This is a genomic window from Streptomyces sp. NBC_01352 (genome assembly GCF_036237295.1).
GTDB classification, from domain to species: domain Bacteria; phylum Actinomycetota; class Actinomycetes; order Streptomycetales; family Streptomycetaceae; genus Streptomyces; species Streptomyces plumbiresistens.
The window spans coordinates 4156808-4181253 of sequence record NZ_CP108354.1 but is presented as its reverse complement, the minus strand read 5'-3'; the positions used below and the strand labels follow the sequence as shown (position 1 = coordinate 4181253).

Annotated in this window: 16 protein-coding genes and 3 pseudogenes; 7 read left to right on the top strand and 12 right to left on the bottom strand. The window is 69.0% G+C overall.

Annotated elements, in window-relative coordinates:
• Positions 1–40 precede the first annotated feature (40 nt).
• Positions 41–391 carry a DoxX family protein gene (locus tag OG252_RS19310; protein ID WP_329337484.1) on the top strand — a complete coding sequence of 117 codons (351 nt, stop codon included), beginning with the start codon at positions 41–43 and terminating at the stop codon, positions 389–391.
• A 443-nt stretch (positions 392–834) separates the two neighbouring features.
• Positions 835–1419, top strand: coding sequence for a hypothetical protein (locus tag OG252_RS19305; RefSeq protein ID WP_329337482.1), 585 nt, complete (start codon positions 835–837; stop codon positions 1417–1419).
• 429 nt (positions 1420–1848) lie between these two features.
• On the opposite strand, the gene OG252_RS19300 is transcribed toward OG252_RS19305, so the two are convergent.
• From OG252_RS19300 to OG252_RS19270, 7 genes and pseudogenes are all read right to left on the bottom strand, one after another.
• Entirely contained in the window at positions 1849–2769 is a 921-nt protein-coding gene (locus OG252_RS19300; protein WP_329337480.1) for an alpha/beta hydrolase, read from the bottom strand.
• Positions 2770–2920: 151 nt separating this feature from the next.
• Positions 2921–3511: pseudogene (locus OG252_RS19295) on the bottom strand (TetR/AcrR family transcriptional regulator).
• 65 nt (positions 3512–3576) lie between these two features.
• The gene (locus tag OG252_RS19290) at positions 3577–4677 is read right to left on the bottom strand and encodes an SMP-30/gluconolactonase/LRE family protein (RefSeq protein WP_329337478.1); all 1101 of its coding nucleotides are present in this window, start codon (positions 4675–4677) and stop codon (positions 3577–3579) included.
• 70 nt (positions 4678–4747) lie between these two features.
• Entirely contained in the window at positions 4748–4930 is a 183-nt protein-coding gene (locus OG252_RS19285) for a hypothetical protein (RefSeq protein ID WP_443068414.1), read from the bottom strand.
• Positions 4931–5001: 71 nt separating this feature from the next.
• Positions 5002–5814 carry an oxidoreductase gene (locus tag OG252_RS19280; protein ID WP_329337476.1) on the bottom strand — a complete coding sequence of 271 codons (813 nt, stop codon included), beginning with the start codon at positions 5812–5814 and terminating at the stop codon, positions 5002–5004.
• 68 nt (positions 5815–5882) lie between these two features.
• Positions 5883–6698, bottom strand: coding sequence for an oxidoreductase (locus OG252_RS19275; RefSeq protein WP_329337474.1), 816 nt, complete (start codon positions 6696–6698; stop codon positions 5883–5885).
• A gap of 876 nt (positions 6699–7574) precedes the next feature.
• Entirely contained in the window at positions 7575–8426 is an 852-nt protein-coding gene (locus tag OG252_RS19270) for an enoyl-CoA hydratase/isomerase family protein (RefSeq protein WP_329337473.1), read from the bottom strand.
• 430 nt (positions 8427–8856) lie between these two features.
• Here OG252_RS19270 and OG252_RS19265 point away from each other — a divergent pair, with 430 nt between their 5' ends.
• On the top strand, positions 8857–11628 hold the full coding sequence (locus tag OG252_RS19265; RefSeq protein ID WP_329337471.1) for a helix-turn-helix transcriptional regulator: 2772 nt from the start codon (positions 8857–8859) through the stop codon (positions 11626–11628).
• A 200-nt stretch (positions 11629–11828) separates the two neighbouring features.
• Here OG252_RS19265 and OG252_RS19260 read toward each other — a convergent pair.
• A pseudogene (locus OG252_RS19260) lies at positions 11829–12248 on the bottom strand (Helicase associated domain protein); the annotation flags it as partial.
• Between the two features lie 30 nt (positions 12249–12278).
• On the opposite strand from OG252_RS19260, the gene OG252_RS19255 reads away from it, so the two are divergent.
• Positions 12279–13016: an IclR family transcriptional regulator gene (locus tag OG252_RS19255; protein WP_329337469.1), complete on the top strand. Its 738-nt coding sequence runs from the start codon at positions 12279–12281 to the stop codon at positions 13014–13016.
• Between the two features lie 27 nt (positions 13017–13043).
• On the opposite strand, the pseudogene OG252_RS19250 reads toward OG252_RS19255, so the two are convergent.
• From OG252_RS19250 to OG252_RS19240, 3 genes and pseudogenes are all read right to left on the bottom strand, one after another.
• A pseudogene (locus OG252_RS19250) lies at positions 13044–13151 on the bottom strand (DNA-binding protein); the annotation flags it as partial.
• A 334-nt stretch (positions 13152–13485) separates the two neighbouring features.
• Entirely contained in the window at positions 13486–13770 is a 285-nt protein-coding gene (locus tag OG252_RS19245; protein ID WP_329345162.1) for an integrase core domain-containing protein, read from the bottom strand.
• 470 nt (positions 13771–14240) lie between these two features.
• On the bottom strand, positions 14241–15266 hold the full coding sequence (locus OG252_RS19240; RefSeq protein WP_329345161.1) for a patatin-like phospholipase family protein: 1026 nt from the start codon (positions 15264–15266) through the stop codon (positions 14241–14243).
• A gap of 402 nt (positions 15267–15668) precedes the next feature.
• On the opposite strand from OG252_RS19240, the gene OG252_RS19235 reads away from it, so the two are divergent.
• The 3 genes from OG252_RS19235 (at position 15669) to OG252_RS19225 (ending at position 22711) form a co-directional block, all read left to right on the top strand.
• A complete protein-coding gene (locus tag OG252_RS19235; RefSeq protein WP_329337468.1) occupies positions 15669–18575 on the top strand; it encodes a helix-turn-helix transcriptional regulator in 2907 nt (968 codons plus the stop codon).
• Between the two features lie 111 nt (positions 18576–18686).
• On the top strand, positions 18687–20231 hold the full coding sequence (locus OG252_RS19230) for a Dyp-type peroxidase (protein WP_329337466.1): 1545 nt from the start codon (positions 18687–18689) through the stop codon (positions 20229–20231).
• 47 nt (positions 20232–20278) lie between these two features.
• Complete coding sequence (locus OG252_RS19225) at positions 20279–22711, top strand: galactose oxidase-like domain-containing protein (RefSeq protein ID WP_329337463.1); 2433 nt, start codon at positions 20279–20281, stop codon at positions 22709–22711.
• A 761-nt stretch (positions 22712–23472) separates the two neighbouring features.
• Here OG252_RS19225 and OG252_RS19220 read toward each other — a convergent pair.
• Positions 23473–24441: a squalene/phytoene synthase family protein gene (locus OG252_RS19220; RefSeq protein ID WP_329337461.1), complete on the bottom strand. Its 969-nt coding sequence runs from the start codon at positions 24439–24441 to the stop codon at positions 23473–23475.
• Positions 24442–24446 lie beyond the last annotated feature (5 nt).

Here is a 24446-nt window from a genome sequence, read left to right as displayed (position 1 = left end):
CCGCGATCGACGGTCCCCTTCCTCCCCTCTGGAGTTCTCCGTGTTCATCGCCTATGTCGTCCTCGCTGTCGTGGTGTCCCTGCTGCTGGTCTTCTCTGCCGTTCCCGACTTCACCCGCGATCCGAAGATCACAGAGCCGCTCAAGGCGCTCGGGGTGCCCGACAGTTGGTTCCTGCCGCTCGGCCTGGTCAAGATCGCGGGCGCTCTGGGGCTGCTCGCCGGCATCGTCTACCGGCCGTTGGGCATCGCGGCGGCGATCGGTGTCGTCCTGTACTTCCTGGGCGCCGTGATCACGCACCTGCGTGGAGGTGACACGAAGGGAGTCGGTATCCCGGCCGCCATCATGCTCGTTGCCGTGGCGCCGCTGGTGCTGGGGGTCGCGACGCTCTGATCGTGCTCCACGAGCGCGATCAGATCCGCTCACGATCACACGGCGCAGCCACTGTCAGACGCTTGCCTCCAGCGCCCGGGCTGGAGGCAAGTCGCTTCGGGACGGCTGGCGCCGACAGGGTCCGGGACGGCCCACGCCGGTCGCCCGGCCGCTGCAGGTTGCGTGGAGAAGGGCGCCGGTGGAGAAGCCGCGGAGGGGAAGCCTCCCGGGCCGGTGACCTCGCAGCAGCGGAGCGGTCGTCGCACCGGGCGCGTGCGCCGCGGCGACCCTGCACACTCATGTGAGTACGGTCATAATCCAAACTCGGCCAGACCCTTGCCTGTGGACCGACTCCCTGCCTATTGTCGTATAGTCGTAATGCAAAGGCTCGTGAGCGTCTGGTGCAGCGTCCTGCCAACCCGCCACAAAGAGCCCTGCCACTCCCTCCCCGAAAGGGACTTCCCATGAAGTCGCTGGTCTCGCCGAAGCTGAAGCCGGGGATGCTGGACGAGGCGCGGCAAGCGGAGCGCACGGCGACCGATACGGCCGCGGCACGACCCACCCCGGGTGCCCCCGGTCCACTCGCCTCCTTCGCCCGGTTCGTCGTGTTCGGCGGCGGTGTCGGGGTCGCTTCCAGCGCCGCCGTGGCGGGGCTCGCCGGACTGATGCCCTGGGCTGCGGCGAACGCGCTGATCACCATCGCCTCCACTGCCCTCGGTACGGAGCTCCACGCACGCTTCACTTTCAAGACAGGGCACGCCGGATGGCGCCAGCACTGGCAGTCCGCGGGATCGGCCACGGCCGCCTACGCGGTGACCTCCGTCGCGGTGCTCGTCCTGCATCTGGTGCAGCCGTCGGCTGGAACGCTCTACGAGCAGGTCACCTACCTCGCCGCCGCAGGGCTCGCCGGCACCGGGCGTTTCCTGGTACTGCGCCTGTTCGTCTTCGCCAATGGCCAGAATCGGACGACGGAGCGGGCCACGGGGCGCGCGCGGACCCGGGAAGCGGGCGCGCAGGTGTCCCTGCTCTTCCCCGTTCCGGCGCTGTGAGCGCCGCACGCAGGACTGAACAGCCTTTGCTTTCCGGCGAGCGACGACAGGCGTGCATGGGACGTGACGGGCCCTCGCGGCGGACAATCGGACGTAGGGCCCCGATGATGCTCAAGTCGTCCACCGTGGAGGGGCGGCCCCTGATGGAGCGGAGGAGAGCAGCGACTTCATCTTGTCGCACAAGCCGCGAAAGGCCATTCGAGCAGCAGGGCATCCCGGCCGATGCAACCCGGTAGTGAGCAGGCCCTCCGCCGCGGCCGTGAGCCGAGCCGTTTCGGCCGGCCCGCTCTCACTGAGGTCGACGGCAGCTACGCGCTCACCGCAGGAGATGAGTCCGAGCACCACTTCCCGCCCGATCCCGTTGCCGCCGTGAGGACGCAACCCCTCTCCGCGATCTGCATGTCGGTCTGCCTTCACTTTCGGTCGGCCTCACAGTGCGCCCTTCAGCGCTGCTGCCTGCCGGCGCCAGAACTCCCGCGAGATTTCGGCCTTGGGAAACACGAGGTCGAAGGCGTGGAAGGCGCCGGGGATGACGTCGAGGTGGCAGGGGACGCCGCTGTCACTGAGCCGACGCGCGTACTCGACGTCTTCGTCGTGGAAGAGGTCGAGGGTGCCGACGCCGATCCAGGCCGGGGGAAGACCGGTGAGATCCTCGCGGCGGGCGGCGGCGGCGTAGGGGGAGACGTTGGGGCCCGCGACGGCGTCGCCGAGGTAGGACGACCAGGCGTACCGGTTGCTCTTGGGCGTCCAGACGCGCACCTTGAGGCTCTTCAGGTCGGTTCTGGTCGTCGTGCGGTCGTCCAGCATGGGGTAGAGGAGCAGTTGGAACGCCGGGCGGATCTCGGCCCGGTCATGGGCGAGCAGTGCGAGGGCGGCGGCGAGTCCGCCGCCCGCGCTGGCACCGCCGATCGCGATGCGGTCGATGTCGATGTGCAGGTCGCTCGCGCGCTCGGCCAGTCCGCGCAGGGCGGCGTAGGCGTCCTCGACCGCGGCGGGCGCGGGGTGGTCCGGCGCCAGTCGATAACGGACCGCGGCGACGGTGATGCCGAGCTCGCGGGCGAAGGCGATGTTCGTACGGTCGTCCAGCTCGGGTGCGCCCATGATCGTCCCGCCTCCGTGGAGCCAGAGCAGCGCCGGAGCCGCTGACTTCAGGCCGGTCGGCTGGAAGACGCGCAGCGAGACGGACGGTGCGCCCTTGGGCCCGGGCACGACGATCTCCTGGACCGTGACGTCCGGCCCTGGATCGATCGCGCGCCACTTCACGCTCCGCACGAGGCGCGACGACAGACGTCCGGCGGACACCTTGGGGAGGAAGCGACCTCGTTTGAGATCGGGGTGGAAGGCACTCATGGGGTCCTCGTTCCTTCCCCTCATCGAGGGGGGTGTGGGATCGTCTGGCCACCCGGCGGGTGGCCGGCGTCGAGAGTGACGCGGATGCGTTGTCGAGGGAGCCGCCGACCTTGTTCGACCGGACCAGCTTCTGATCGGCACGGATGGCGTCTCAGTTGTGCTGCTCGGCATCCAGCAGTGCCAGGGCGTTGCGGACGCCCTGTTCGAGGAGTTGGTCGGCGAGGTGCCGCTCGGTGAGGGCACGGGAGAGCTGCAGTGTCCCGGCCATCATGCCGAGGAGGCCGAGTGCCTTCAGTCGCGCCGAGGGCGGGTCGTGGGGTGCCAGGCGGGCGGCGAAGCCGTCGATGAGGACGAGCGCACCGTCGGTGTATGCCTACCTAGTGGGATCCGTGGCGCGTGCGATCTCGTCGAGCAGGGCGGCGTTGGGGCAGCCGTCCTCCACATTGTCGCGCTGCTCAGGGGAGAAGTACCAGCGCACGATCTGTTCGAGTCCGGCGCGGCCGGGTGCCGCCTGGGCGACGATGTTGGCGTGCTGTGCGCGCATCTGGTCGGCGACCGCGGTGGCGACGAGGTGGTCCTTGGAGTCGAAGTAGGCGTAGAAGGTGCCGTTGGTCAGGCCCGCGTCCTTCATGAGCGTGGCGACTCCGGAGCCGTCGATGCCGTCCTGCTTGAGCCGGCGGCCGGCCGTCGCGATGATCCGCTGCCTCGTCTCCTGCTTGTGTTCTTTCGCGTATCGCACGATGTGTTCCTCCGTTGGGGCCGGTGGCCGGGGTTTTGCGCCTCGGCCACCGGGCTGGTCGGGCCGGGTCAGTGGGCCGCGCCTGCGAGGAGGGCGGGGAAGTTGATCTTCGCGGTCTGCAGTTTGGGGTCGTGGGGCTCGGGGACCCCGCCGTCGGTGATGTACAGCCGGTCGCCGCGGACCGCGGTCGCGGAGGGGGAGGCGAGGCCGTCCGCGCTGGTCAGGACGGGCTTGGTGGTGCCGTTGGGGTAGATCACCACGACCCGGTCCGGGCCGTTGTTCGAGGAGGAGCCGTTCTGTGCCGCGAAGACGATGTCGGAGCGGGGGGTGAGGAAGCTGATGTCGTCGATGTTGGGCAGGCCGCCGGTGACCTGGCGGATGGGGCCGGGCGTGCCGGTGGTGGTGACCGGGATCCGCAGCAGGGTTCCCTTGTTGAAGTTGGTGGCCCACAGGGCGCCGTTGTGGAACCTGAGCCCGTTGGCTCCGATCGGCAGGGCCTCGGTCGGCACCGGCGCCAGAGCGGTGTCGGTCAGCCACGGGGTCGCCGATCCGCCTGAGACCGGGACGGACCAGATGGTGCCCTTGAGGCTGTCCGCGATGTAGAGGGTGCGTCCGGCCGCGTCGACGGCCAGTCCGTTGGGGCCGGAGTCGGCGGGCAGGGCGGCGATGCGCTGCGGGGTGCCGTCCGCGAGCAGCTTGTACACGCCGTTGCGGTCCGCGTTGCCCGGGGCCCACAGCGCGTAGTAGACGGTGCCGTCACTGCCACGGGTGTTGCCGCTGATCGCCTCACCCACCTGCCCGGTGACGAGCACCGTGCGCTCTCCGGACGGGGAGATGCGCATCAGCTGCGGTCCGTCGGTGCGCTCGCACACCGCGCAGCTGCCGAGCATGGACAGGGTCACCGAGCCGTCGGGGTTGGCGGTGATGTTCTCGGGGATCTCACCGGCGCCGAAGTCGAACGTCGCCACGGTCTTCACGTCGGTGACAATGGCTCCGCTGTACGAGCCTCCCGTCGAGCGTCCCGTCCCTGCGGACGCGGACGGCGCCGAGACCAGGACGCCCGCCGTCGCGGCGACCGCCAGCGCGATGACGCCGTTCCTCTTCACCTTCCCGAAACGCCGGTTGCTCGATGCACTGCGCCGGACCGTGTCCTGGTGCTGCTGCTGCATGACTCTCCTCGGTACACATACGGTTGTCTGGAATTTCAGGGGCACCTGGGATGTCAGGGCCACCTGGGGTTCAGGTGGGCAGGTGGTTGCTCTTGCGGATCTGCCTGTCGAACGTTGCGGCGGGGACGAGACGGCGGGCCGTGGTCACGCGAGAGGCCGGCGGGCCGGCGGTGTAGCGCAGCTTCGGCTTCTTGTCGGTGGCCGCGGTGACGACCACTTTGGCGACGACGGCGGGGTCATCGCCGTCCTGCACCGCATCCGCGATCACCTCGTCGAAGGCGCGCCGTCGCTTTCGGGCGGGTTCGGGGGTGCGAAAGGTGTGCGTCAGTTCGGCATCCGGTAATACCTGCGGACGATGCGGTCGAAGATCCGGGCCGGAAGGACGCGGTGGGACACGCTGATTCTGGCGGCCGACGAGCCGGCGGTGCGCCGCAGTTTGGGGTTCCGGTCGGTGGCCGCCGAGACGATGACCTTGGCCACGAGGGCGGGATCGTCGCCGCCGCTGAGGTTTGTCGCCAGCGCCTCGTCGAAGGTGCGCCGTCCCGACGCGTAGAGCGGCATCGGGGTGTCGCCCTGGACGCTGTGGTCTCCGAAGGGGGTGTTGATCGGGCCGGGCTCGACGAGCAGGATCCGGACGCCGTGCTCGCGGACCTCGTGGTCCAGCGACCCGGAGTAGCCCTCGACCGCGTGCTTGGACGAGGTGTAGATGGCCATGAACGGGCTGGGCACGAACCCGCTGAGGGAGGAGACGTTGATGACGCGTCCGCGCCGTTGGGTGCGCATGTGCGGCAGAACCGCCTTGGTCATCCGCATGATGCCGTAGACGTTGACGTCGAAGACGTCCTGCGTGCGGGCGACGGAGAACTCCTCGGCGGCGCCGTTGGCGCCGACGCCTGCGTTGTTGACCAGGACGTCGATGCGCCCGAACCGGTCGATCACCTGCTTGACCACGGAGGCGACCGATTCGTCGCTGGTCACGTCGAGGTCGAGGTAGGTCACCCCGGCGGGCGCGGTGACTCGCGCGGTGTTGCGAGCGGTTCCGATCACCTCGAAGCCCGCCGCGGCGAAAGCGCGGACCGCCTCCTTGCCGATCCCCGATGAGGCACCTGTCACGAGTGCCACCGGCCGAGTTGCCATCACGAACTCCCCTGGGTTTGCATTACGCCCGCATGTCTTACGTTCGTACGATCATTCGTCCGCAGATCTCAGCCGGGGAGCTTGTTGCTCTTGCGGATCTGTCCGTCGAAGACCCCGGCGGGAAGGATGCGGTGCGCCGCGCTGACGAGCCGGGCTTGCCGGCCGGCGGTGTAGCGCACCTTCGGCTTGGAGTCGGTGGCGGCCGCGACGATCGCCTTCGCGACGGTGGCGGGGTCGTCGCCGTCCTCGTTGACCGCCAACGCCACCTTGTCGGCGATGGCCCGCTGCTCCGCGTAGATCTGCATGGGGATGTCGGGTGCGACGGTGTTCGCCTCGAACGCGGATTTGGTACCGCCCGGCTGGACGATGAGGGCCCGGACCCCGTGTTCGCGGATCTCGTGGTCCAGGGACTCGGTGTACCCCTCGAGCGCGTGCTTGGACGCCGAGTAGTTGGCCATGTAGGGCGCGGGGAGGAACCCGAGGACGGACGAGATGTTGATGATGCGCCCGCTTCCCTGGGCGCGCATGTGCGGGAGAACGGCCTTGGTCATGCGCATCACACCGAAGACGTTGGTGTTGAAGAGGCGCTCGGCCTGCGCGAGAGAGTTTTCCTCCCACGCGCCCGAGGAGCCGATGCCCGCGTTGTTGACCAGGACGTCGATCCGCCCGAACCGCTCGATCACCTGCTCGACCGCGGCGGCGACCGAATCGTCGCTGCCCACGTCGAGGGCGAGGAACGTCACGCCGTCGCGACGGTCGGCTCCCGAGGTCTTCCGGCTCGTTCCCACCGTCTCGAAACCCGCTGCGGCGAGCGCGAGGGCGGCCGCCTTTCCGATCCCGGTGGACGCGCCTGTCACGAGTGCCACCGGCTGAGTTGTCGCCATCACGAGCTCCTTTTGGTTTGGAGTACGTCCGTATGTCGTACGGTCGTATGTCTTACGTTCGTACGACCATACGGGGGTCGTCGGCCGATGGCAAGTGGTCACACCCGGTGCTTCGAGAAGCATTCGGGAAACGTGGGAAGCAGTACGGGAAAGACCACGAGCAGACGACGAGCCGGAACCGCCGACTGACGTCTGCGCACTCGCCACCGGCACCAGGCGCAGGAAAAACGGCCGAGCGGGAATGCTCCTGGGGACCCGGACCCGAAGGGCCGCCCAGGGCGTCACCCTCCACTGAGCCGACGATCGCACCGGCGGCCCGCTGAATCCGTTTCAATTGCAGGTGTTCGTTACCGGGGACGGAGCGGCAGCTTGGGGCGAGGGCCCTGACGACACCCACCAGAATTGATGCGCCGGGGCCAGTTGTCCGCCGAAGGCGTCGGGAATCCCCGGCCACCGCAAGGGGACCGCACATTTGTGGGCGGCACACCGCGTGGAGGAGACACCGTTAGCTCCACGCCCCTGAAGACGGTGAAGGGATCCGGAGGCGCCTCAGTTCGGTCAAGCGTGATGTGCAGGGCGGACCATCAAGAACTGCAGCTGCCGGGACTGACACGCATGCCGTCGTCGGCAGGTACGGCGACGTTCAACATCCGCCCCGTGGTCTCCATCGACTCCACCGTCACCTCCACTGGAGACAGCCTGCTGCCAAGCGCGGCGGCGCTCGACATTTCGTACGGCTTCGCTGTCATCGCCGCCTCGGCACGCGTCAGCTATTCGGCCCGTCGCACCGTTCCGCATGTGTCCCGACACTGGCTTCGGCAACGGCCTCGAGGCGATGAACCGCCGATCAGGACGAGGTCACCACATCGCCCCGATCTACTTGCTGGGGAGCCCCCCGGCGGCGAGTGCTCGCGCGTACGCCTCACGATCCATCAGAGGGAGCTCGCCAGTGGCGTCCGTGGTGGCGATATATGCAAGCATCCGCCCCTGAGCTTCCTTCGATTGATCTCTGACCAGGAACTCGCCATGCTCGAACTGCAAGCCGTCCTCGAGCGACAGGGTGCTGCCGAAGTTGATGGATCGCTTGATGGCTCCGAGGGACTTCTTCGAGCGCAGACTCAGATACTCGGCGCGCTCGATCGACCGCGCGAGGACCTGTTCCTGTGGCACCACCTCGTCGACCACACCGAGCGAAAGAGCCTCCGCAGGCGTGAACGGCCTGCCCTCGAGAATGGAGAGCAACGCCTGCTGCCTACCGATCAGACGAGGCAGTCGCTGAGAGCCGCCGCCACCCGGTGTCAGTGCGAGCAGGACTTCTGTCAGGCCGATGACATGCTCCCCGTCTGCCATGATGCGCAGATCACAGGCAAGTGCCATTTCCGTGCCGACGGCAAGTGCCGAACCGTTGAGCGCCGCGACGAAGATGGTGCCGCTTGACTGCATCTTCAGGAAGGTGGCATGGAAGCCGTCGAGCTGCAGAAGTGTCCTGAGCCGGGTCATCCCCGCGAGCGTTCTGACAACCGGCACTCGGTTGATGAGTCGCCCCGTGCGCGTTGCGAGCTGGGCCACGCGCGTGTTGATCGGCGGGAATCCAGTGCCACCTTTTTGCAGCCAGCGCACATCAGAATGACTCAAGAAGCGGTCAGGATGCGTACCGGTGAAGACGACCGCGCGGATGTCCGGATCGCGGTCTGCACGATCGACCAACTCTTTCAGCTGCTTGGACATCTCGGTATCGAACAACGCGTGCGGGCCTCCGTCGAGACGAGCGACAAGCACCCCTGCGTGGCCCTCGACGTAAATGTGTCCTGCGGGCTGAGAGCTACTTCGCGACGTGTCCATGCGGTCCTCCGGTGAGTTGGCTGTGGCCGACGGTTTCCGGCGCTCGCGCGGGTCACGCTCCTCCTGGGACGGCGACACATTCTGTGCGCAGGGGGCGCGCCGGCCCTGCGGTTCTGTCCTTGCTTCCAGTTTCGGTGATCGCGGTCGCCATGTCGTCTCCCGCGGTGCGCGCGCGAGTGCGCTGACCAGGCCCGACTCTACGGACAGCGAGCCGCAAGCGAATCGGTCGTCGTATCGGTCATGGAACCGTCAAATCAGGTGGAACGCGGGTGCTGGAGTGGCTCGGGGCGTCGTATCCCCTTAAGATTTCAAGCAAATGAACCTATACGGACGGCGCCAGGAGCAGGCGGCCCTTGACCGGATCCTTGACGGTGCCCGGCAGGGCGACGGGGCGACGCTGGTGCTGTGGGGTGACCCCGGCATCGGTAAGAGCGCCCTGCTGGAATACGTGGCCGAGTCAGCCGCCGCGGACTTCACCGTCCTGCGGTGCGGGGGTACTCGTCTGGAGTCGGGGCTGGCCTTCGCCGCGCTGCACGAATTGCTGTGGCCGGTGACGGAGCGGATCAGTGCGCTTCCGCAGCCGCAGGCCAAGGCCCTGAACGGGGCGCTCGGGATGAGCGGCGACGTGGCGGACCGGTTTCTGATCGGTGTGGCCGTGCTGACGCTGGTCGGCGAGCTGACCAGGGAACGGCCGGTGCTCATCGTCGCCGACGACGCCCAATGGCTCGACGAGCCCTCCGCGCAGTGCCTGGCCTTCGTCGCGCGCCGCCTGCGCAATGAACGTGTGGTCATGCTCCTCACCGGCCACGACGACCCCGTCGACGGGCCCTGGGAAAGCCTGGCGGCCCTGGAGGTGGGGGAGCTGGGCGACCAGGACGCCCGGCTCCTCGCCCGTGCGGTCGCCCCGCACGCGGACGAGGCGGTGATCCGCCGCACCATCCGCGCGGCAGCCGGAAATCCCCTCGCTCTCCAGGAGCTGACCACGTCCGTGGCGGCCGGCGACATCTCGACGCACCCTCTCCCCGATGAGCGGATCGCCCTCGGGCCACGCCTGCGCCGTGCCTTCCGCGCCCGGATCGAGAGGCTGTCCGCGCCCGCCCGCACCGCGCTCCTCCTCGCCGCCGCCGACGACCGCAGCGATCGCACCACCATCGGCCAGGCCGGCCTTGCACTCGGCCTCGACGCAGCCGTATGGGACGAGGCGCTGCACTCGGGCCTGCTCACCACGGGCTCGCACGGGCGGATCCGCTTCCGCCACCCACTGATGGAGGCCGTGGTCTACGAGGAAGCACCGCCCGCGGACCGCCAGGCCGTGCATCATGCCCTCGCCACCGCACTGACCGGTGAGAACGCCGACGAACTGCGCCCCTGGCACCTCGCCGCGGCGCTGGAAGCCGTGGGCCGCACCGACGAGGAAGTCGCCCGGCTGCTGGAGGAGTCGGCCCACCGCTCCTGGCAGCGCGGCGGCTGCGCCACCGCGGCCCGCGCCCTGCGCCGCGCGGCGAAACTGTCCCCCGCAAGGGACGACGCGGCCAGACGACTGGCTCACGGAGCGGGGGCGGCCTGGGAGGCCGGCCACGTCGACGCGGCGCGGGCCATGCTGGAGCAGGCCGAAAGACTCACCTCCCCATCCACCGTCGCCGACCTCAGCCAGGGACTGCGCGGGCTGATCGAGTTCGCGCACGGCGACCTGGAAACCGCCTGCCGCCAGCTGACCTGCGACATGGAGCGGGTGGCCGATCCCGGACAGGCGTTCAAACTCGGCAGCATGGCCCTGCGGGCAGCCTGGGCAGCCAGCCACGGCACACTGCAACGCGAAGCGCTCCAACGACTCCAGCACCGACTCCCGCAAGGAGACTTCCCCAACGCCGATCTGCTGCCGCTGCTGCGCCAATGGTGGACCGAGGAACACGACGACCACGCCGATGACCGCGACCAGGTGGTGACCTCTGTCGCGGACATCCTCACCCGGCTCAGCGGCAGTTCCTGGCTCCTGATGCCACCAGCCCCGCTGGCACTGGCCTGGGGCATCGAATCCGCCCTGCAGGAGGCGCTCCGCCGCGAGAGCGACAGGCTGCGGCACACGGACCAGGTCACCGCCCTGACCCAGGCACTGGCCCAGACCGTCGCCCTCGACATCGTGCAAGGCGCCTGGACCTCGGCCACGGCGAACGCCCTTGAAGGGCTCCAAGTCGCCGAGGGCACCGGTGACGACCACTTGGCGGCGCAGTGCCGCGCCACTCTCGGATGGCTGGCAGCCGCGCGAGGCGATGAGCAGACCGTCGCTGACGTCGCCGCCCGGTTCACCGAGGTATGGGTGCCGCGTGGGGTGCGCATCTTCAGCGCCTGCGCGGAGTGGAACCTGGGCATGTCGGCGCTCTTCGCCGGCCGGGCCGAGGAAGCACTGGACCGCCTGGTCCGGCTGAGCGAGCACGGACACCACGCCACACACCCCACCATCGCCGTGCTCGCCGCGCCGGACACCGCCGAGGCCGCCCTCCAGGCCGGACAGCGGGCGACGGCCGAGGAACAGGCACGACTGCTGCTGCGGTGGGCCGAGCGGACCAACGCGGCGTGGGCGATCTCCGCGACCCACCTCGTCCACGCCCTGCTCGCATCAGGCGCGGACACGGAGAAGCACTTCCGGCTTGCCCTGGAGGTCCCCAAAGCCGCGTCGCGGCCCTTCAACTACGCCCGCACCCGCCTGCTGTACGGCGAATGGCTACGACGGGCCCGCCGCCGTACCGACGCCCGGACACAGCTGGCCGAAGCCGCGGAAACCTTCCAGCGACTCGACGCGGCTCCCCTGCTCGCCCGCACCCGGGCCGAACAGGAGCTGACCGGGCAACAACCGCGCCGCGACTCCGCACCGGCCCGGGACACCGCAGCCATCCTCACGGCCCAGGAGTTGAGAGTCGCACGGCTGGCCGCGCAAGGACTCACCAACCGGGAGATCGGGGCACAGCTACTGATCAGTCCCCGCACGGTGGGTCATCACCTGGCCAACGTCTTCCCCAAACTCGGTATCGTCTCGCGCGCCGACCTCGCACGCATCGACTTCGAGGACGGACTGCATCTGATCGGCTGACCGGCGGCATCCCGGGGCTGCCCGGGTGGCACGCCGATGCCCGGACTCTTGCCGGAGGGATGGTCTGCGGCACGGTGCGTCGGATTGGGTCAGCCGCCGTCTCTCAACCGATCTTGGAACCTGCAAGCCCGGGCCAACGCCCGGAGCCTCTCAGTGCACTTCGCTTGACCGCCCGGTTCAACGACCAGCCGCAGCCTGTGTCACGCCCACTCCACGCCCAGCTCACGCAGCGCGTCCAGCTGCTCCTGGGCGAGCTTGTCCCGCCTCGCACGTACGTTCGATGCCCATACGCCCAGCTTGACGACCACCGGCTCCGGCTCACCGTCGACCGCGATCTCTTCAGCATGGCCGCGCGGGACAGGCCGGTGGGCACCTTCCCGCTCCACCCACTGCGCGAGGGCCGCCAGGCCGCGCTGGAACGCCTGCTGAGCCTTGATCTCGGGCAGGCTGCCGTCGGCGTCGACCAGGTCCGCGAGGACGCGGTAGTGGCGCTGCCGGTCCAGTGGCCACGGGCAGTTCCAGTCCGGGTCGATCGCGGTCAGCTGCTAGGCGCGCTCCGGCGCCCGCTCCGGGTTCTTCCCGAGGCCGCCCTTGCGGCGCGGATTGGCGATAGTTCCTCCTTGGTCCGGAGCGGCTCCCACTTCCCGTCCGTGCAGCGGGCCTTGGACCTGCTGGAACGCATCGCGACACACCCCGAAGGCGCGCGATTGAGCGAACTCGCCGACGGCGCCGGCCTGAACCGCAGCACCGCCCACAATCTGCTCGCCTCCCTCGAAGGGCTCGGGTACATCACCCAGGACAAGAAGGGCGCCGCCTACCGGCTGACCGGCAAGCTCAACCGGTTGCTGCGCCTGGACGCCGAGGCGGAGCACGCCCTGCGCGCCCGCATCCGGCCCGTGCTCAAGAACGTGAGCCAGGCATCCGGCGAGTCCACCTTCCTCGCACTCGCCACCGGCACCGACTACCTGTGCGTGGACGCCGTGCAATCGGACCAGCCCCTGCACCTCGCCGTCAGGCCCGGCGAGCGAAAGCCGCTGATCGGCGAGGCGCTCGGCCACGCCCTGCTCGCAGCTGACCCCGACCTCGCCCACTTGGTCCGCGCCGACGATCCGGACCGGTGGGAACGCCACGCGCAGGAGATCGCCGACGCGGAACGCCACGGCTTCGCCCTCGACCTGGACAGCCAGCAGGCAGGGATCTCATGTGTCGCGGTCGTGGTCACCCCCGCGCCGCGATCGCCGTTGCCGGGCCCACCAGCCGCCTCCCGGAATCACGCCTCATCACGATCGGCCAGAAGATCCGCGAGGCACTGGACAAAGTGCGACCGGCCAACCAGGAATGGCTGTGACCCAGGACCGCTCGAATGCGGAAAGCCGACGCGCGTGTGAGAGTGTGCCGGCCCTCATCGCGTCGCGGACGGGCGCCGGGAGACGGAGCGCCATCGCGGCGACGAGAGCATTGATGGCGTATTTGTGGCCGTGCAGGCCACCTGCGTCGCTCAGCAGCTGTACCGCGGTGAGGCTGTGTAATCTTGGGGCCCTGGGCCTTCTGGCGCCCTTTCTCGGCGCCCGTGCTGGATCGGTGCTGGATGACGTCGCGTTTTAGCAGGTCACAGCGTTTTCGCCGAATTCCGCTTCAACGTTTAGCTTGGCCTCGAATCGCCTCCTGGTCTGTGTTTGTGCAGTTCAGGGGGCTATTTGCTGTCCTGCACCGTGCGTTGCGGTGCAACGTTCAAGGTCTGGGTTCGCGAGATGCGACAAGGTGTTTGTGCAGCTCAGGGCGTTTCCGTTCGGTAGTTGAATCCGGGCGAGGTTTGAGGGGCCTCGCGTTTTCCGGACAGGCTTCTGACCGTTTACTTCACGCGGCGATTCGCAACTTCTCGTACTCGGCGTGGAATTCGCGCAGAGGGCGGTAACCCACTGCCGAGTGGAGGCGTTTGCGGTTGTACCAGAATTCGATGTAGCGAGTGATGTCCTGCCGGGCGTCCTCGCGGGTCAGGTAAGTCACCCTTGATACGCGCTCGTTCGTCAGGGCGCCGAAGAACGATTCGGCCATGGCGTTGTCGAAACAGGTCCCGGTGCGGCCGGAAGATCTGCGGAGCCCGAACCGGTCGAGCGTCTTCCCGAATGGCTGACATGTAATTGCTTCCGCGGTCGGAGTGAAATATCTCGCCGGCCGAGATATTCCTGTTCCGTGCCGCGTTGCGGATCGCCCTGGATATCAGTTGGGTTTGGTAGTGGTCGTCCATCGCGTAACCGATGACTTCCTTCGTGCAGCAGTCCCTCTGGCTCTCGGCGGCCTGCTGCATGTGACGCTCGGCCGCGTCCAGGAGACACTTCACTCCTGCCTGCAGCTCCCCTTGCCGGACCCCGTTGTGACACAGGCGATCCGGTTGCCCCCGTGTGGCCTTGAGCTCGTACCGCAGTACACATAAACGTGTTTGCGCGCGATGCAGCCATGTATTTGACCTGAGGTGGGGAGGTCCTGCGGCAGCGGATGCCGATGAGGCGCCCTGTGCGGCAGTCCGCGCTGCTGCTCGACGGGCGTGGGTTCTGCGCAGCCAGCCTTTGCGGCTTTGGGCGTTCATGATTTCCCCCGTTCCGTTCACGGGGTCAGGACGGTGCGCCCGTCCCGCCCTGCGACGGGTGATAGCGGCTCAGCCATTGCCCGAAGTCCCAAGTGGCCAGGAACTGCTGTGCGGCGCTGCCGCCGTTGGCGTAAAGCATCTCGGTCTGTTCCTGGGTGATGCGGAAGTCGGTCGACCGAACCTTGTCGGTGTCGATGAAGATGGTGCGGTCCTGCACGTGGTTCTGATCCACGTGGATCCGGTCGTGGGCGCTGGTCATGGTGGAGACCAGCCGCCTCGCCAACTCCACAGGATTCCGGGCTGGTTGCCACTGCTGGCTGGCCGTCCGCCGCATCGATAGTTTGATACCGATGGTCGGCCAGCGCGGCGGTGTCGAGTCCTGCCGGTCGAACAGGGCAACGGGGAAGTTGGACAGCAGACCGCCGTCGACGAGCACGAGCCGTCGCGACTCCTGCGACGGGCCGGTACGGAACTTCACCGGCCGGAAGTAGAAGGGGATCGAGGCGGAGGCACGCACAGCGTCGGCGACCTTGGCGGTGTCGGGATTCACCCCGCACAGCGCCTCGTAGTCCTCCGGCAGGTGCAGCTCACGCCCCCGGCTTATGTCGCTCACGACGACGGCCAGCTTGTAGGGCGGCGTGCTGGTGTCGTCTCCCTCCTCCTTGCGCCGCAGGTGCTGGAAGGTCGTGACGTTCTTGTCCGCCAGCCGCGCTTCGATCCAGGCATGCAGAGCGTCACCCTTGAAGACGCCGTTGTGCAGCAGCACGGCCAATGCCGCCCCGACCTTGCCGAAGTGACGCGCCGGCCCGTCCTGGAACGAGGCGAAGTCCAGGCTCCGCATCTCCTGCTCCAACTCCGGGATGGTGTACCCGGCCGCCAGCAGTGCCGCGACGATGGCTCCCGCCGACGTACCAGCCACACGCTGCACGGTATGTGCCGCGCAAAGCTCCCTCAGCGCACCGACGAGGGCGATGCCTTTGACACCGCCACCCTCCAGAACGACGTCCACGTTCGTCTTGGCCGAAGCGCCGGATACAGCATGACTGTCCATGATGATCGCCCCCGTGGCCGATGGGCGAGCCTTGATACGGCCAGCTCCATCACGCTTCCTGAAGCATGCTCCGGGAAGCGAACAACGTCCACCGCGACGGCGCAGACACAATCTGCTCTCTGTGGGGAAACCGAGGGCAGCCAGCGTAGAGCGCTCGCGAAGACGGCGCAGTTCGGCTTGCGCCGGCCAGGCTGAGCTCCAGTCGGCGCTGCGACCCGACGTACAACAGCGGGATTCACGCGGGAGCGGACGAGGACGGCGGCTGGTCTCGGTGTCTGCTGTTCCGCGAACGTCGGTCTGATAGGGGTTTGTTGCAGACAATTGTGGCGAACTGCCGTCTGTGCTTCAGTGAGTCCACGGAGCGCGAGCGCACGGGGGCGTGGGGACGGGGCGGCGGCTCAGGTGGCGGATCAGCAGGTGATGGTGGGGCGGGAGCGGGAGCGCCTGCTGGTGGACGGAGTGCTCACCGCGGTCGCCGAGTGCGGTGCCGCGCTCGTGCTGCGGGGTGAGCCGGGAATGGGCAAGACCGCGCTGCTGAACTACGCAAGCGTCGGTGCCTCGGCCCGCGGTGCACGCGTGGTGCGGCTGTGCGGCGTCGAGTCGGAGTCGGTGCTGCCTTTTGCGGCGCTCGCCGATCTGATGACACCCTTCCGCGTGGGGCTGGTGGACCTGCCGGAGGCCCAGCGGTCCGCGCTGGACGTGTGCTTGGCCTTGGCGGCCGGCCCACCCCCGAACTCCCTCGCTGTCTGCGCAGGAACGCTGAACGTACTCGCGGCGGCCGCGGACGCTACCCCCCTGGTCGTGCTCGTGGACGACTTGCAGTGGGTGGACCCCTCGTCGCGGCAGGTGCTGCTCTTCGTGGCGCGGCGGCTGTCCAGCGAACGAGTGGCCATGGTGCTGGCCGTTCGGTCCGACGCCCCTGAGCCATCCGCCTCGGGGCTGCCGGGTGTCGACTTGGCCGGCCTCCCCACCGATGTGTGTGCCGAGCTGTTGGCCGGCCGGGGAGTCGCTCCGTCGCCCCAGGTGCTGGCCGACCTGGTGCGTGCCACCGGGGGCAACCCGCTGGCGCTGCTGGAGACGGTGGCGGGCCTGAACTCGGGTCAATTATCAGGGATGCGGCCTATGCCGGAGCTTCTTCCCGTGGGACAGCAGCTCCGCCGCGCGTGGACGGCCCGGCTGGACAAGCTGCCGGAGCGCACCCGACGGGCGCTGGCCCTGATCGCGGCAGGTTACTCCGCAGCCCCCGACGTACTGGCCAGGGCCTTCTCCTCGGTCGGCCTGGTTCCGGCAGATGTCGACCCGGCGCACGCCGCGGGCCTTGTGACGGCGACGGGCCAGGCCCTGGACCTGCGTCACCCGTTGCTGCGTCTGGTGGTGCTGGAATGCCTCACTCCAGCGGCCCGACTCGACCTCTACCGGGCCTTGGCCGGAGCGTCCACAGGCGAAGTGCGGGTCTGGTACCGGGCAGCAGCGGCTGCTGGGCCGGACGAGGAGGTCGCCGCGGCACTGGATGAGGCCGCTGGCCGGGCGCGGGAACGCAGCGGATTCGGGGTGGCGGCGCGGGCGTTGCGGAGGGCAGCGGAGCTGACCTCGGACCGTCGGCTGCGGGTGGAGCGGTTGCTGCGGGCCGCCGTGGATGCGCACCTGGGCGGACTGCCGCACGATGCCGCGGCGTGGTGCGACGCCGCCGCTGCGGAGACCACCGATCCGCTGCTGCGCGCGGACATAGCGCTGGTCCGCGGCCGTGTGCTGATCTGGATCGGACAGGTTGCTCCTGCCCACGACCAACTGCTGGACGCTGCCGATGCCGTCCGCGCCATCGATCCGGCCCGGGCGGGCAAACTCCTTGCCGAGGCGGCCTTGTCCGCAGCCATGGCAGGGAGGGGCAACCTGGCCCTGAGGGATGCGGACGAGGCGGCCCGACTCGCTGCCGGCCCATCGCCGATGCAGGTCCCTGCCCTACCCGCTGACGGCAGACACCCCGCCGTGTCCGCGGCACCTTCCAGGTCGGCTGTGGCGGACGGGCATGGCTCGGTGGACGCACCGGCGTTGGCGGGGGCCGGCGAAGGCGCCGAGCTGCCCGTGGAGATCTCCGCCTGCGCCTCGTTCGCTCTGGCCCTCACCGGGCAGGTGACAGCCGCCCGTCGGTGGCTGCAGGCGGCACGCACGGCTCTGGAATCGGCGGATGCCGTGGACACGCAGCAAACGCTCGTGCTGATCGGCCGGGTGTGCGGATGGCTGGAGGACGACGACAGCGCCCGCAAGGTGCTCACCTCCGCGATCAACGCAGCGCGCCGGTCCGGGGCCCCGGCCACGCTCGCGTACGCCCTCGGCGCACGCGGCGAGTTGGACCGCTGGGCCGGGCTGTGGTCCGCCGCCTATGCCGACGCGACCGAGGCGCTGCACTGGGCGGAGGAGCTGCACCAGATGGGAGCGATCGGCTACAGCCTGCTGAGCCTGGCCCGTCTCGACGCGGCCCGGGGCGAACGGGCGCTGTGTGAGGAACGCATCGAACGGACCCGGCGTGAGGTCGGGCCGCTGGGCATCGGTTCCCTGGAGGTCTACGGATCCGGCACCCTCGGCCTGGTCGCGCTGGGCCACGGCGAACACAGCGTCGCCGTCGCGTATCTCGAACACGCCCGCGCGCTGGCCGCCGACGGCGGCCTCGACAATCCCGTCATCGTGCCGTTTGCCGCCGACCTCGTCGAGGCCCACCTGCGCACCGGCGACCGCGACCGGGCCGAGACCGTCCTGGCGTGGTTGGAGGAGCGAGCCCGGTCCACCGGTCTGGCCTGGCCGGCCGCAGCCGCCGCGCGTGGCCGAGTGTTGCTCGCCGGCGACGGTGACGAGGCCGAGGCTTGCTACGCGGTGGCCGAAGTCGCCCACCGGCGTAGGGAGATGCCGTTCGAGGCCGCGCGCACCCGGTTGTGCCTCGGCGAGGTGTTGCGCCGCTGTCGCCGCCCGGCGGCGGCCCGGTTGCCCTTGCTGGCGGCTCACGCAACGTTCCAGTCGCTGGGTGCCCGCCCGTGGACGGCCAGAGCAGCGGTGGAGCTGGCCGCCGCGGGTGAGCGTCCGGCGCCCGGTACCTCGGTCCCCTCGTTCGACCGTCTCACGCCGCAGGAATTACAGGTCGCGCGGACCATCGCCGACGGGATGAACAACGTCGAGACGGCGGCCGCGCTGTTCATCTCGCACAAGACGGTCGAGGCCCACCTGACCCGCGTCTATCGCAAACTGGGCGTCCGCTCCCGCACGGAACTCACCCGCATCCTGATGTCCCACGGCCTGGTCTTCGACTCGCCCGGCTAGCCGGGCAACCCGGACCGTTTCCCGCTCCTCCAGCACCGGGCGCCGCCGTCGGTGCCCATGACGGGGTGGACACGGCCTTGACCGCTACGCCAGGTCCGAGGGTTTTCCCCGATGCGCCCGTCGGCCGTCCCCGGTTGCCTGGGCGGCAGGCCGGGGGAATCCGGCTTGGCGAGAGGGAGGATTGCCGTGTCGATCGATCGCAATGCTTTGCTGACGTGGGCAGATGTTCCGGCCGACGTCGGTACTGACGCCGACGCCATGCTCGACCGCCTGCAACCGAACATCGTGAAGCCTCACGTCCGGGACTTTCTGTCGGTACTGCTGTTGGGTTTCACTGACAGCCCGGAGGGCGCCGTGGACGCCCGGGCCTTCCTGACCGCGGTCGCATCCCTGATGAAGTCGGCGCGGGAGCACCTCCGGGAGGTGGCGGCGTTCAAGGCTGGGGGCGCGCCAGGGACGCCGTACGTCGGTGTGGGATTGACGAAGGCGGGCTACGACAAGCTGGGGTTGTCGGCCCAGGCGCCCACCGACCCTTCGTTCCGGCTGGGCATGCGGGACGAGCAGACCCGGCAGAAACTCTCGGACCCGGGTCTCTCACTGCGGGAGGAGCCGTACCGGGAGGAGATCCACGCGGTTGTGCTCGTCGGCGATGCCTCTGCCGTAACGGTTGCAGCCAGGCTTGCCCAGGTCCAGGCCGTGCGGCCCGCCTCGGTCCACCTCATCGGCAAGGAGACCGGCCTCGGCTTGCGCAACGCGAACGGAGACGGGATCGAACACTTCGGATACGTCGACGGGCGCAGCCAGCCGCTGTTCTGGAGTCAAGACGTCGACGACGAGCGGCGCGGTACCGACGGGACCTCGGTGTGGAATCCCGCCACCCCACTGGACCGCGTTCTGGTCCCCGACCCGGCGGCACCCGATCCGGAACTGGACTTCGGCAGCTACTTCGTTTTGCGCAAGCTGGAGCAGAACGTGCAGATGTTCAAGCAGGCAGAGGAGGCCCTGGCCGACCAGCTGAAACTGGTTGGCGAGGACCGCGAGCGCGCGGGCGCGATGATCGTCGGCCGCTTCGAGGACGGCACACCGCTGACCACGCAGAGCGCGGCCGGGCCGCACAGCCCGGTGATGAACAACTTCGACTACGCGAACGACGAGCACGGCATGAAATGCCCGTTCCAGGGCCACATCCGCAAGACCAACCCGCGAGGTTCCGGCGGTTTCGAAGAGGCGGAGGACGAGCGCAGGCATCTGATGGCGCGGCGCGGCCAGACGTACGGGGAAAGGAAGGACGACCCGAACGACGACACGCTGCCGCAATACCGGCCCACTGGCGGCGTCGGCCTGCTGTTCATGGCCTTCAACTCCGAGCTGGGCAACCAGTTCGAGTTCACGCAGCGGACCTGGGCGAACAACGCCGGCTTCCCGAGGGTCCCCGCGGGTGACCCGCAGCCCGGTCTCGACCCCGTCATCGGCCAGGGCGCCCGCCCGACAGCGGCATGGCCGTCGGTCTGGGGCGGGACGACCAAGCAACTGGGCATACCGGTCGTCCCGCAGGCCGTGACCATGAAGGGCGGCGAGTACTTCTTCATGCCGTCCCTTCCCTTCCTGCGCAGTCTCAGTCCAGGCACAGCTACAGGCACAGCTACAGGGATCTGACCGGCGGACCCATGCCGGCTGAAATGCCGATCTGAAAGGGATGTGCGATGCCGAACGTGTTCCGACCCGTGCCTGACTGGTTCGCCCACGAGAACCAGGGTGCCGGGGTCGCGGTGGCCGATCTCGACGGCGACGGCCGCCAGGACCTGCTGGTGTTCATGGTCGACAACTCGCCGGGGCAGAACCGCGGGCTGTTCCGGATCGGCCGGGGTCTGTCCGCCGACGGGACCGTCATGGGCCCCTGGACGCCGTGGGCCGATGTCCCTGACTGGTTCCCCCACGAGAACCAGGGTGCCGGAGTCGCCCTCGCTGACCTCGACGCCGACGGCCGCCAGGACCTGGTCGTCGCCATGGTAGATGGCGCCGCGGGGCAGAACCGCGGGCTGTTCCGGATCGGCCGGGGTCTGTCCGCCGACGGGACCGTCATGGGCCCCTGGACGCCTTGGACCGACATCCCCGACTGGTTCTCCTGGGAGAACCAGGGGGTGTCCGTTGCCGTGACGCCGCCGGACCCGCAGGGCGCCCGCGACCTGCTCGTTTTCATGATTGACAACGGGCCGCAGCAGAACCGGGGGCTGTTCCGGATCGGCCACGGACTCGGGGTGGACGGTGCCGTGACCGGCGGCTGGACGCCGTGGCAGGACGTCCCTGACTGGTTTTCGTGGGAGAACGCGGCCTGCGGCGTCGCGGTCGCCGACCTCGACCGGGATGGCGGCCGTGACCTGATCGTCTTCCATGTCGACGATGCCGTCGACCAGAATCAGGCTTTCTACCGGATCGCCCGGGACCTCGACCAAGACGGCCTGCCCGGCGATGGGTGGGGAGAGTGGCGCGGCGTGCCGAACTGGTTCTCCTGGCAGAACCAGGGCGGCGGGATCGCCGTCGCGGAACTCGACGGGCGGCTGACGCTGATCGCGTCGATGGCCGATGCCCCACCGCAGCAGAACCAGGGCCTGTATCAGGTGCTGGAGCTGGAACCGGACCCCGCGCGGGAGGGGCGCTGGGAGCTGTTGCCATTCCACTCGGGCGTCCTGGCGGTGCACGCCGCGTTGCTGCCAAAGGGCGACGTGCTGTTCTTCGCCGGGTCGGGCAGTAGTGTGAGGCGGTTCGACAGCCCGCTCTTCGGCGACGAGGACGAAGGAGTCTTCACCAGCGTCGTCTGGGACCCGCCGGGCAACGCCTTCACTCACCCGGGGACCCTGCGTACGGCAGACGGCCGGCCCTTCGACATGTTCTGCGGCGGCGACGTCTTCCTCCCGGACGGCCGGATGCTGTCCGCCGGGGGCACGCTCGCCTACAACCCGTTCAAGGGCCGCAAAGACGTTGCGGTCTTCGACCCGGGCAGCGGGAAGTGGTCGTTCGCTGCTTCGATGGCGCACGGGCGTTGGTACCCGACGCTGATCGCGCTCGGCGACGGGACGGTGCTGGCCACGACCGGACTCGACGAGTTCGGCGCGGGTCACAACCAGACACTGGAGACCTACTCGCCTGAGACGGACGACTGGCGGGAGACGGACCTGGAGCCAGGCTTCCCCGGGCTGCCGCTGTACGCCCACCTGTTTCTGATGGCCGACGGCCGGGTCTTTTTCTCCGGCGGGCGGATGGACGACCCGCTTGACGTCGAGCCCGGCATCCTCGACCTCGCTCACGACCCCGTTCAGGTGGTCGCGGTTCCGGACCTGCTCATGCCCGACATGCGCAACCAGTCCGCCAGCGTGATCCTCCCCCCGGCCCAGGATCAGCGGGTGATGGTCATCGGCGGTGGTCCGGTCGGCAAGCCCGACCGGACGGACGCGACGGACGCGGTCAGCGTCGTCGATCTCACCGCCGGCGAGCCCCGCTACACGGCGGCCGCGCCGCTGGGCCTGCCGCGGCTGCACCTGAACGCCGTGCTGCTGCCCGACCGTACGGTTTTCGTCGGCGGAGGTTCGCTGAAGCAGGAGGACGAACCCCTGGCCCGGCACGAGGCGGAGATCTACGACCCCGCCTCGGACAGCTGGAGCCTGATGGCGGCTGCCACCGTCCCACGCCTGTACCACTCCACGGCTGTGTTGTTGCCGGACGGTCGGGTTGTCGCGGCGGGCGGTAACCCGGAGGGCGGCCAATCGGTCACCTTCGAGCCGCCGGACGAGAACGAGGAGATGCGGCTGGAGATCTTCAGCCCGCCTTACCTCTTCCGAGGAGGGCGCCCGACCATCGGCTCGGTTCCCGAAGAATGGCAGTACGGCGAGACGGTGACGGTCGTGACTCCGGACGCGGATGCCATCCGATGGGCCTCGCTGCTGCGGAACGGGGTCACGACGCACTCGTTCGACAGCAATCAGCGACTTGTCGATCTGGTGATCGCACGGCAGGGAGGCGGGGGGCTCGACGTGCGGGTGACGGAGAACCGCGACATCGCGCCGCCGGGTTGGTACATGCTCTTCCTCGTCAACGAGAAGGGTGTGCCCTCCATGGCCGAGTGGGTGCGTCTGAGCTGACGGCGGCAGTAGCGTGCATGTCGTGGCCAAGCTGGTCGGACCAGGTCAGTGTCCATGACCCGTCGCGACGGCAGCCCGGGGCCGTTCCGCCGGTTCAAGGTCGTGCTGTCCGCCTCGCCGACGGAGCAGTATCGGTAAGTGCTGCTTGCTGCGGCACGGCAGCATGGCCGGACCCGGGGCGGGCTCGCTTACCACGACCACCACTCCGGAATACGGGGCCCTGAGCAATCCGGGCGATGCTCAGGGCCTTTGGCCGGCCGAGGTCTTTCCCTCGTCCCGGCACCAGAGGTGCTCGGTTCGCCCACGGCCAAAGTGCTCAATGCTCTGCCGAGCTCTGCCGAAGCAGGCCCAGCCCAGCGCCGGCGAGTTGGTACGCCGAAGCACGGACCTCGCGATCCGATCAGTCAAAACCACAGCCGCCATCTACGGGCACCTGCTACCGAACGCGTGGGACCGTTGCCGGGAAGTTCTACAGCACGCCATGCGGCCCACATCCCTGGACGCAACGTGCCAGCCATCGAAGGCGAGGGGAACTGGAGCGCTGACACCCGACCTGCGTAGGCGTGCAGGAGTCGCCTGGGCTGCAGGGTGCTGGGATGGAACGCCCGTGCTGAGACCGTGCTGGGATGACCCTCTCCAGGACCATGTTTCCGCAGGTGGGAGCTCTTCACTACGGATTCCGGTTCAACGTCTGAGCGGAAGAGTGCCGGGGCGAGTTGCTCGAGGTTCACGCTGTGAACGGCGTTCGTCCCGGCCGAGGACTACGCGGCGCTGCGCGGGGGTTCGGATCTCCTGCGTTCGCCTACGAACGTGCGGCGGCCGCTCACCGTACGGCGAGCCTTCCGCAGGACCCGCAGCGTGCTCAGCAGTGGAGGGCTCGCGGAGCCGTGCAGGAGCGCCGCTCCGCGGGTCAGGGCCGCGTCGGCGGTCAGCAGCTCGATCTCGACGAATGCGTTCAGCAGGGCCAGGCCGGAGGCCGAGACCTGGGTGGCAAGGGCGTGGGCTGCCTCGCGGGCTTCCTCGAGGGCGGCCCGGGCCGCGTCGACCTCGTGCTCCACCAGCAGGCGCAGGCCCGGCGACTCGTGCCCCGCCGTGAGGTCCGCCGGCGTGACCGAGAAACGCGCCAGGGTCTGAGCCGGAATGCCCGGCCGCCCTTCCGCGACGTCCTCGGCGAGATCATTGACGAAGTCCAGTCGCTGGCTGCCGTCGATGAGCGTCCGGCACATCGCCCGGTACCGTCCGTCATCGTCCTCGGGGCCCAGCAGTACGGCAAGCAGCATGAAGGCGGGCAGTGAGTAGGCGTCCACGTAGGCCTGGTAGTCGGCCTCGGAGTCGAAGCCGGTGAACTCCAGCTCGGCGCCGGCGGTGGACAGGTACTCCTCCACCACCCCCCGAAGCCGTGGATACGCGGCGACGGTGTGCAGCAACGTGCGGATCAGCGGGTCGTCGGACATCCCCGTTTCCAGAGCCTCGCGCACCCGCTGCTCCCAGGACGCCCACGCCGCGATCCGCTGCGGCTTCGGGCCGGTGTCCAGCAGGTTGTCCCCGTGGTGCATCACGGCCGTCGCGGCCACCACGTGCGGCAGCACCGACGGCGGCAGCAGCAGACGGGCCGCCAGGTAGGAACTGCGGCGGAACCGCGCCACCAGCCGACGCCCGTCGTCGTAGTCGCCGCGCAGCTCCGGTTCCCGGACACCGGCCGCGGTCAGGCTCCGCTTCCATGTGGTCATCTTCG

Bases quoted from the DNA above. Each gene is read 5' to 3' on its own strand.
- OG252_RS19300 (WP_329337480.1), bottom strand. From the start codon at position 2,769: ATGAGTGCCTTCCACCCCGATCTCAAACGAGGTCGCTTCCTCCCCAAG.
- OG252_RS19270 (WP_329337473.1), bottom strand. From the start codon at position 8,426: ATGTCCAAGCAGCTGAAAGAGTTGGTCGATCGTGCAGACCGCGATCCG.
- OG252_RS19280 (WP_329337476.1), bottom strand. From the start codon at position 5,814: ATGGCAACTCGGCCGGTGGCACTCGTGACAGGTGCCTCATCGGGGATC.
- OG252_RS19305 (WP_329337482.1), top strand. From the start codon at position 835: ATGAAGTCGCTGGTCTCGCCGAAGCTGAAGCCGGGGATGCTGGACGAG.
- OG252_RS19230 (WP_329337466.1), top strand. From the start codon at position 18,687: ATGCGCCCGTCGGCCGTCCCCGGTTGCCTGGGCGGCAGGCCGGGGGAA.
- OG252_RS19240 (WP_329345161.1), bottom strand. From the start codon at position 15,266: ATGGACAGTCATGCTGTATCCGGCGCTTCGGCCAAGACGAACGTGGAC.
- OG252_RS19220 (WP_329337461.1), bottom strand. From the start codon at position 24,441: ATGACCACATGGAAGCGGAGCCTGACCGCGGCCGGTGTCCGGGAACCG.
- OG252_RS19275 (WP_329337474.1), bottom strand. From the start codon at position 6,698: ATGGCGACAACTCAGCCGGTGGCACTCGTGACAGGCGCGTCCACCGGG.
- OG252_RS19290 (WP_329337478.1), bottom strand. From the start codon at position 4,677: ATGCAGCAGCAGCACCAGGACACGGTCCGGCGCAGTGCATCGAGCAAC.
- OG252_RS19265 (WP_329337471.1), top strand. From the start codon at position 8,857: ATGAACCTATACGGACGGCGCCAGGAGCAGGCGGCCCTTGACCGGATC.
- OG252_RS19225 (WP_329337463.1), top strand. From the start codon at position 20,279: ATGCCGAACGTGTTCCGACCCGTGCCTGACTGGTTCGCCCACGAGAAC.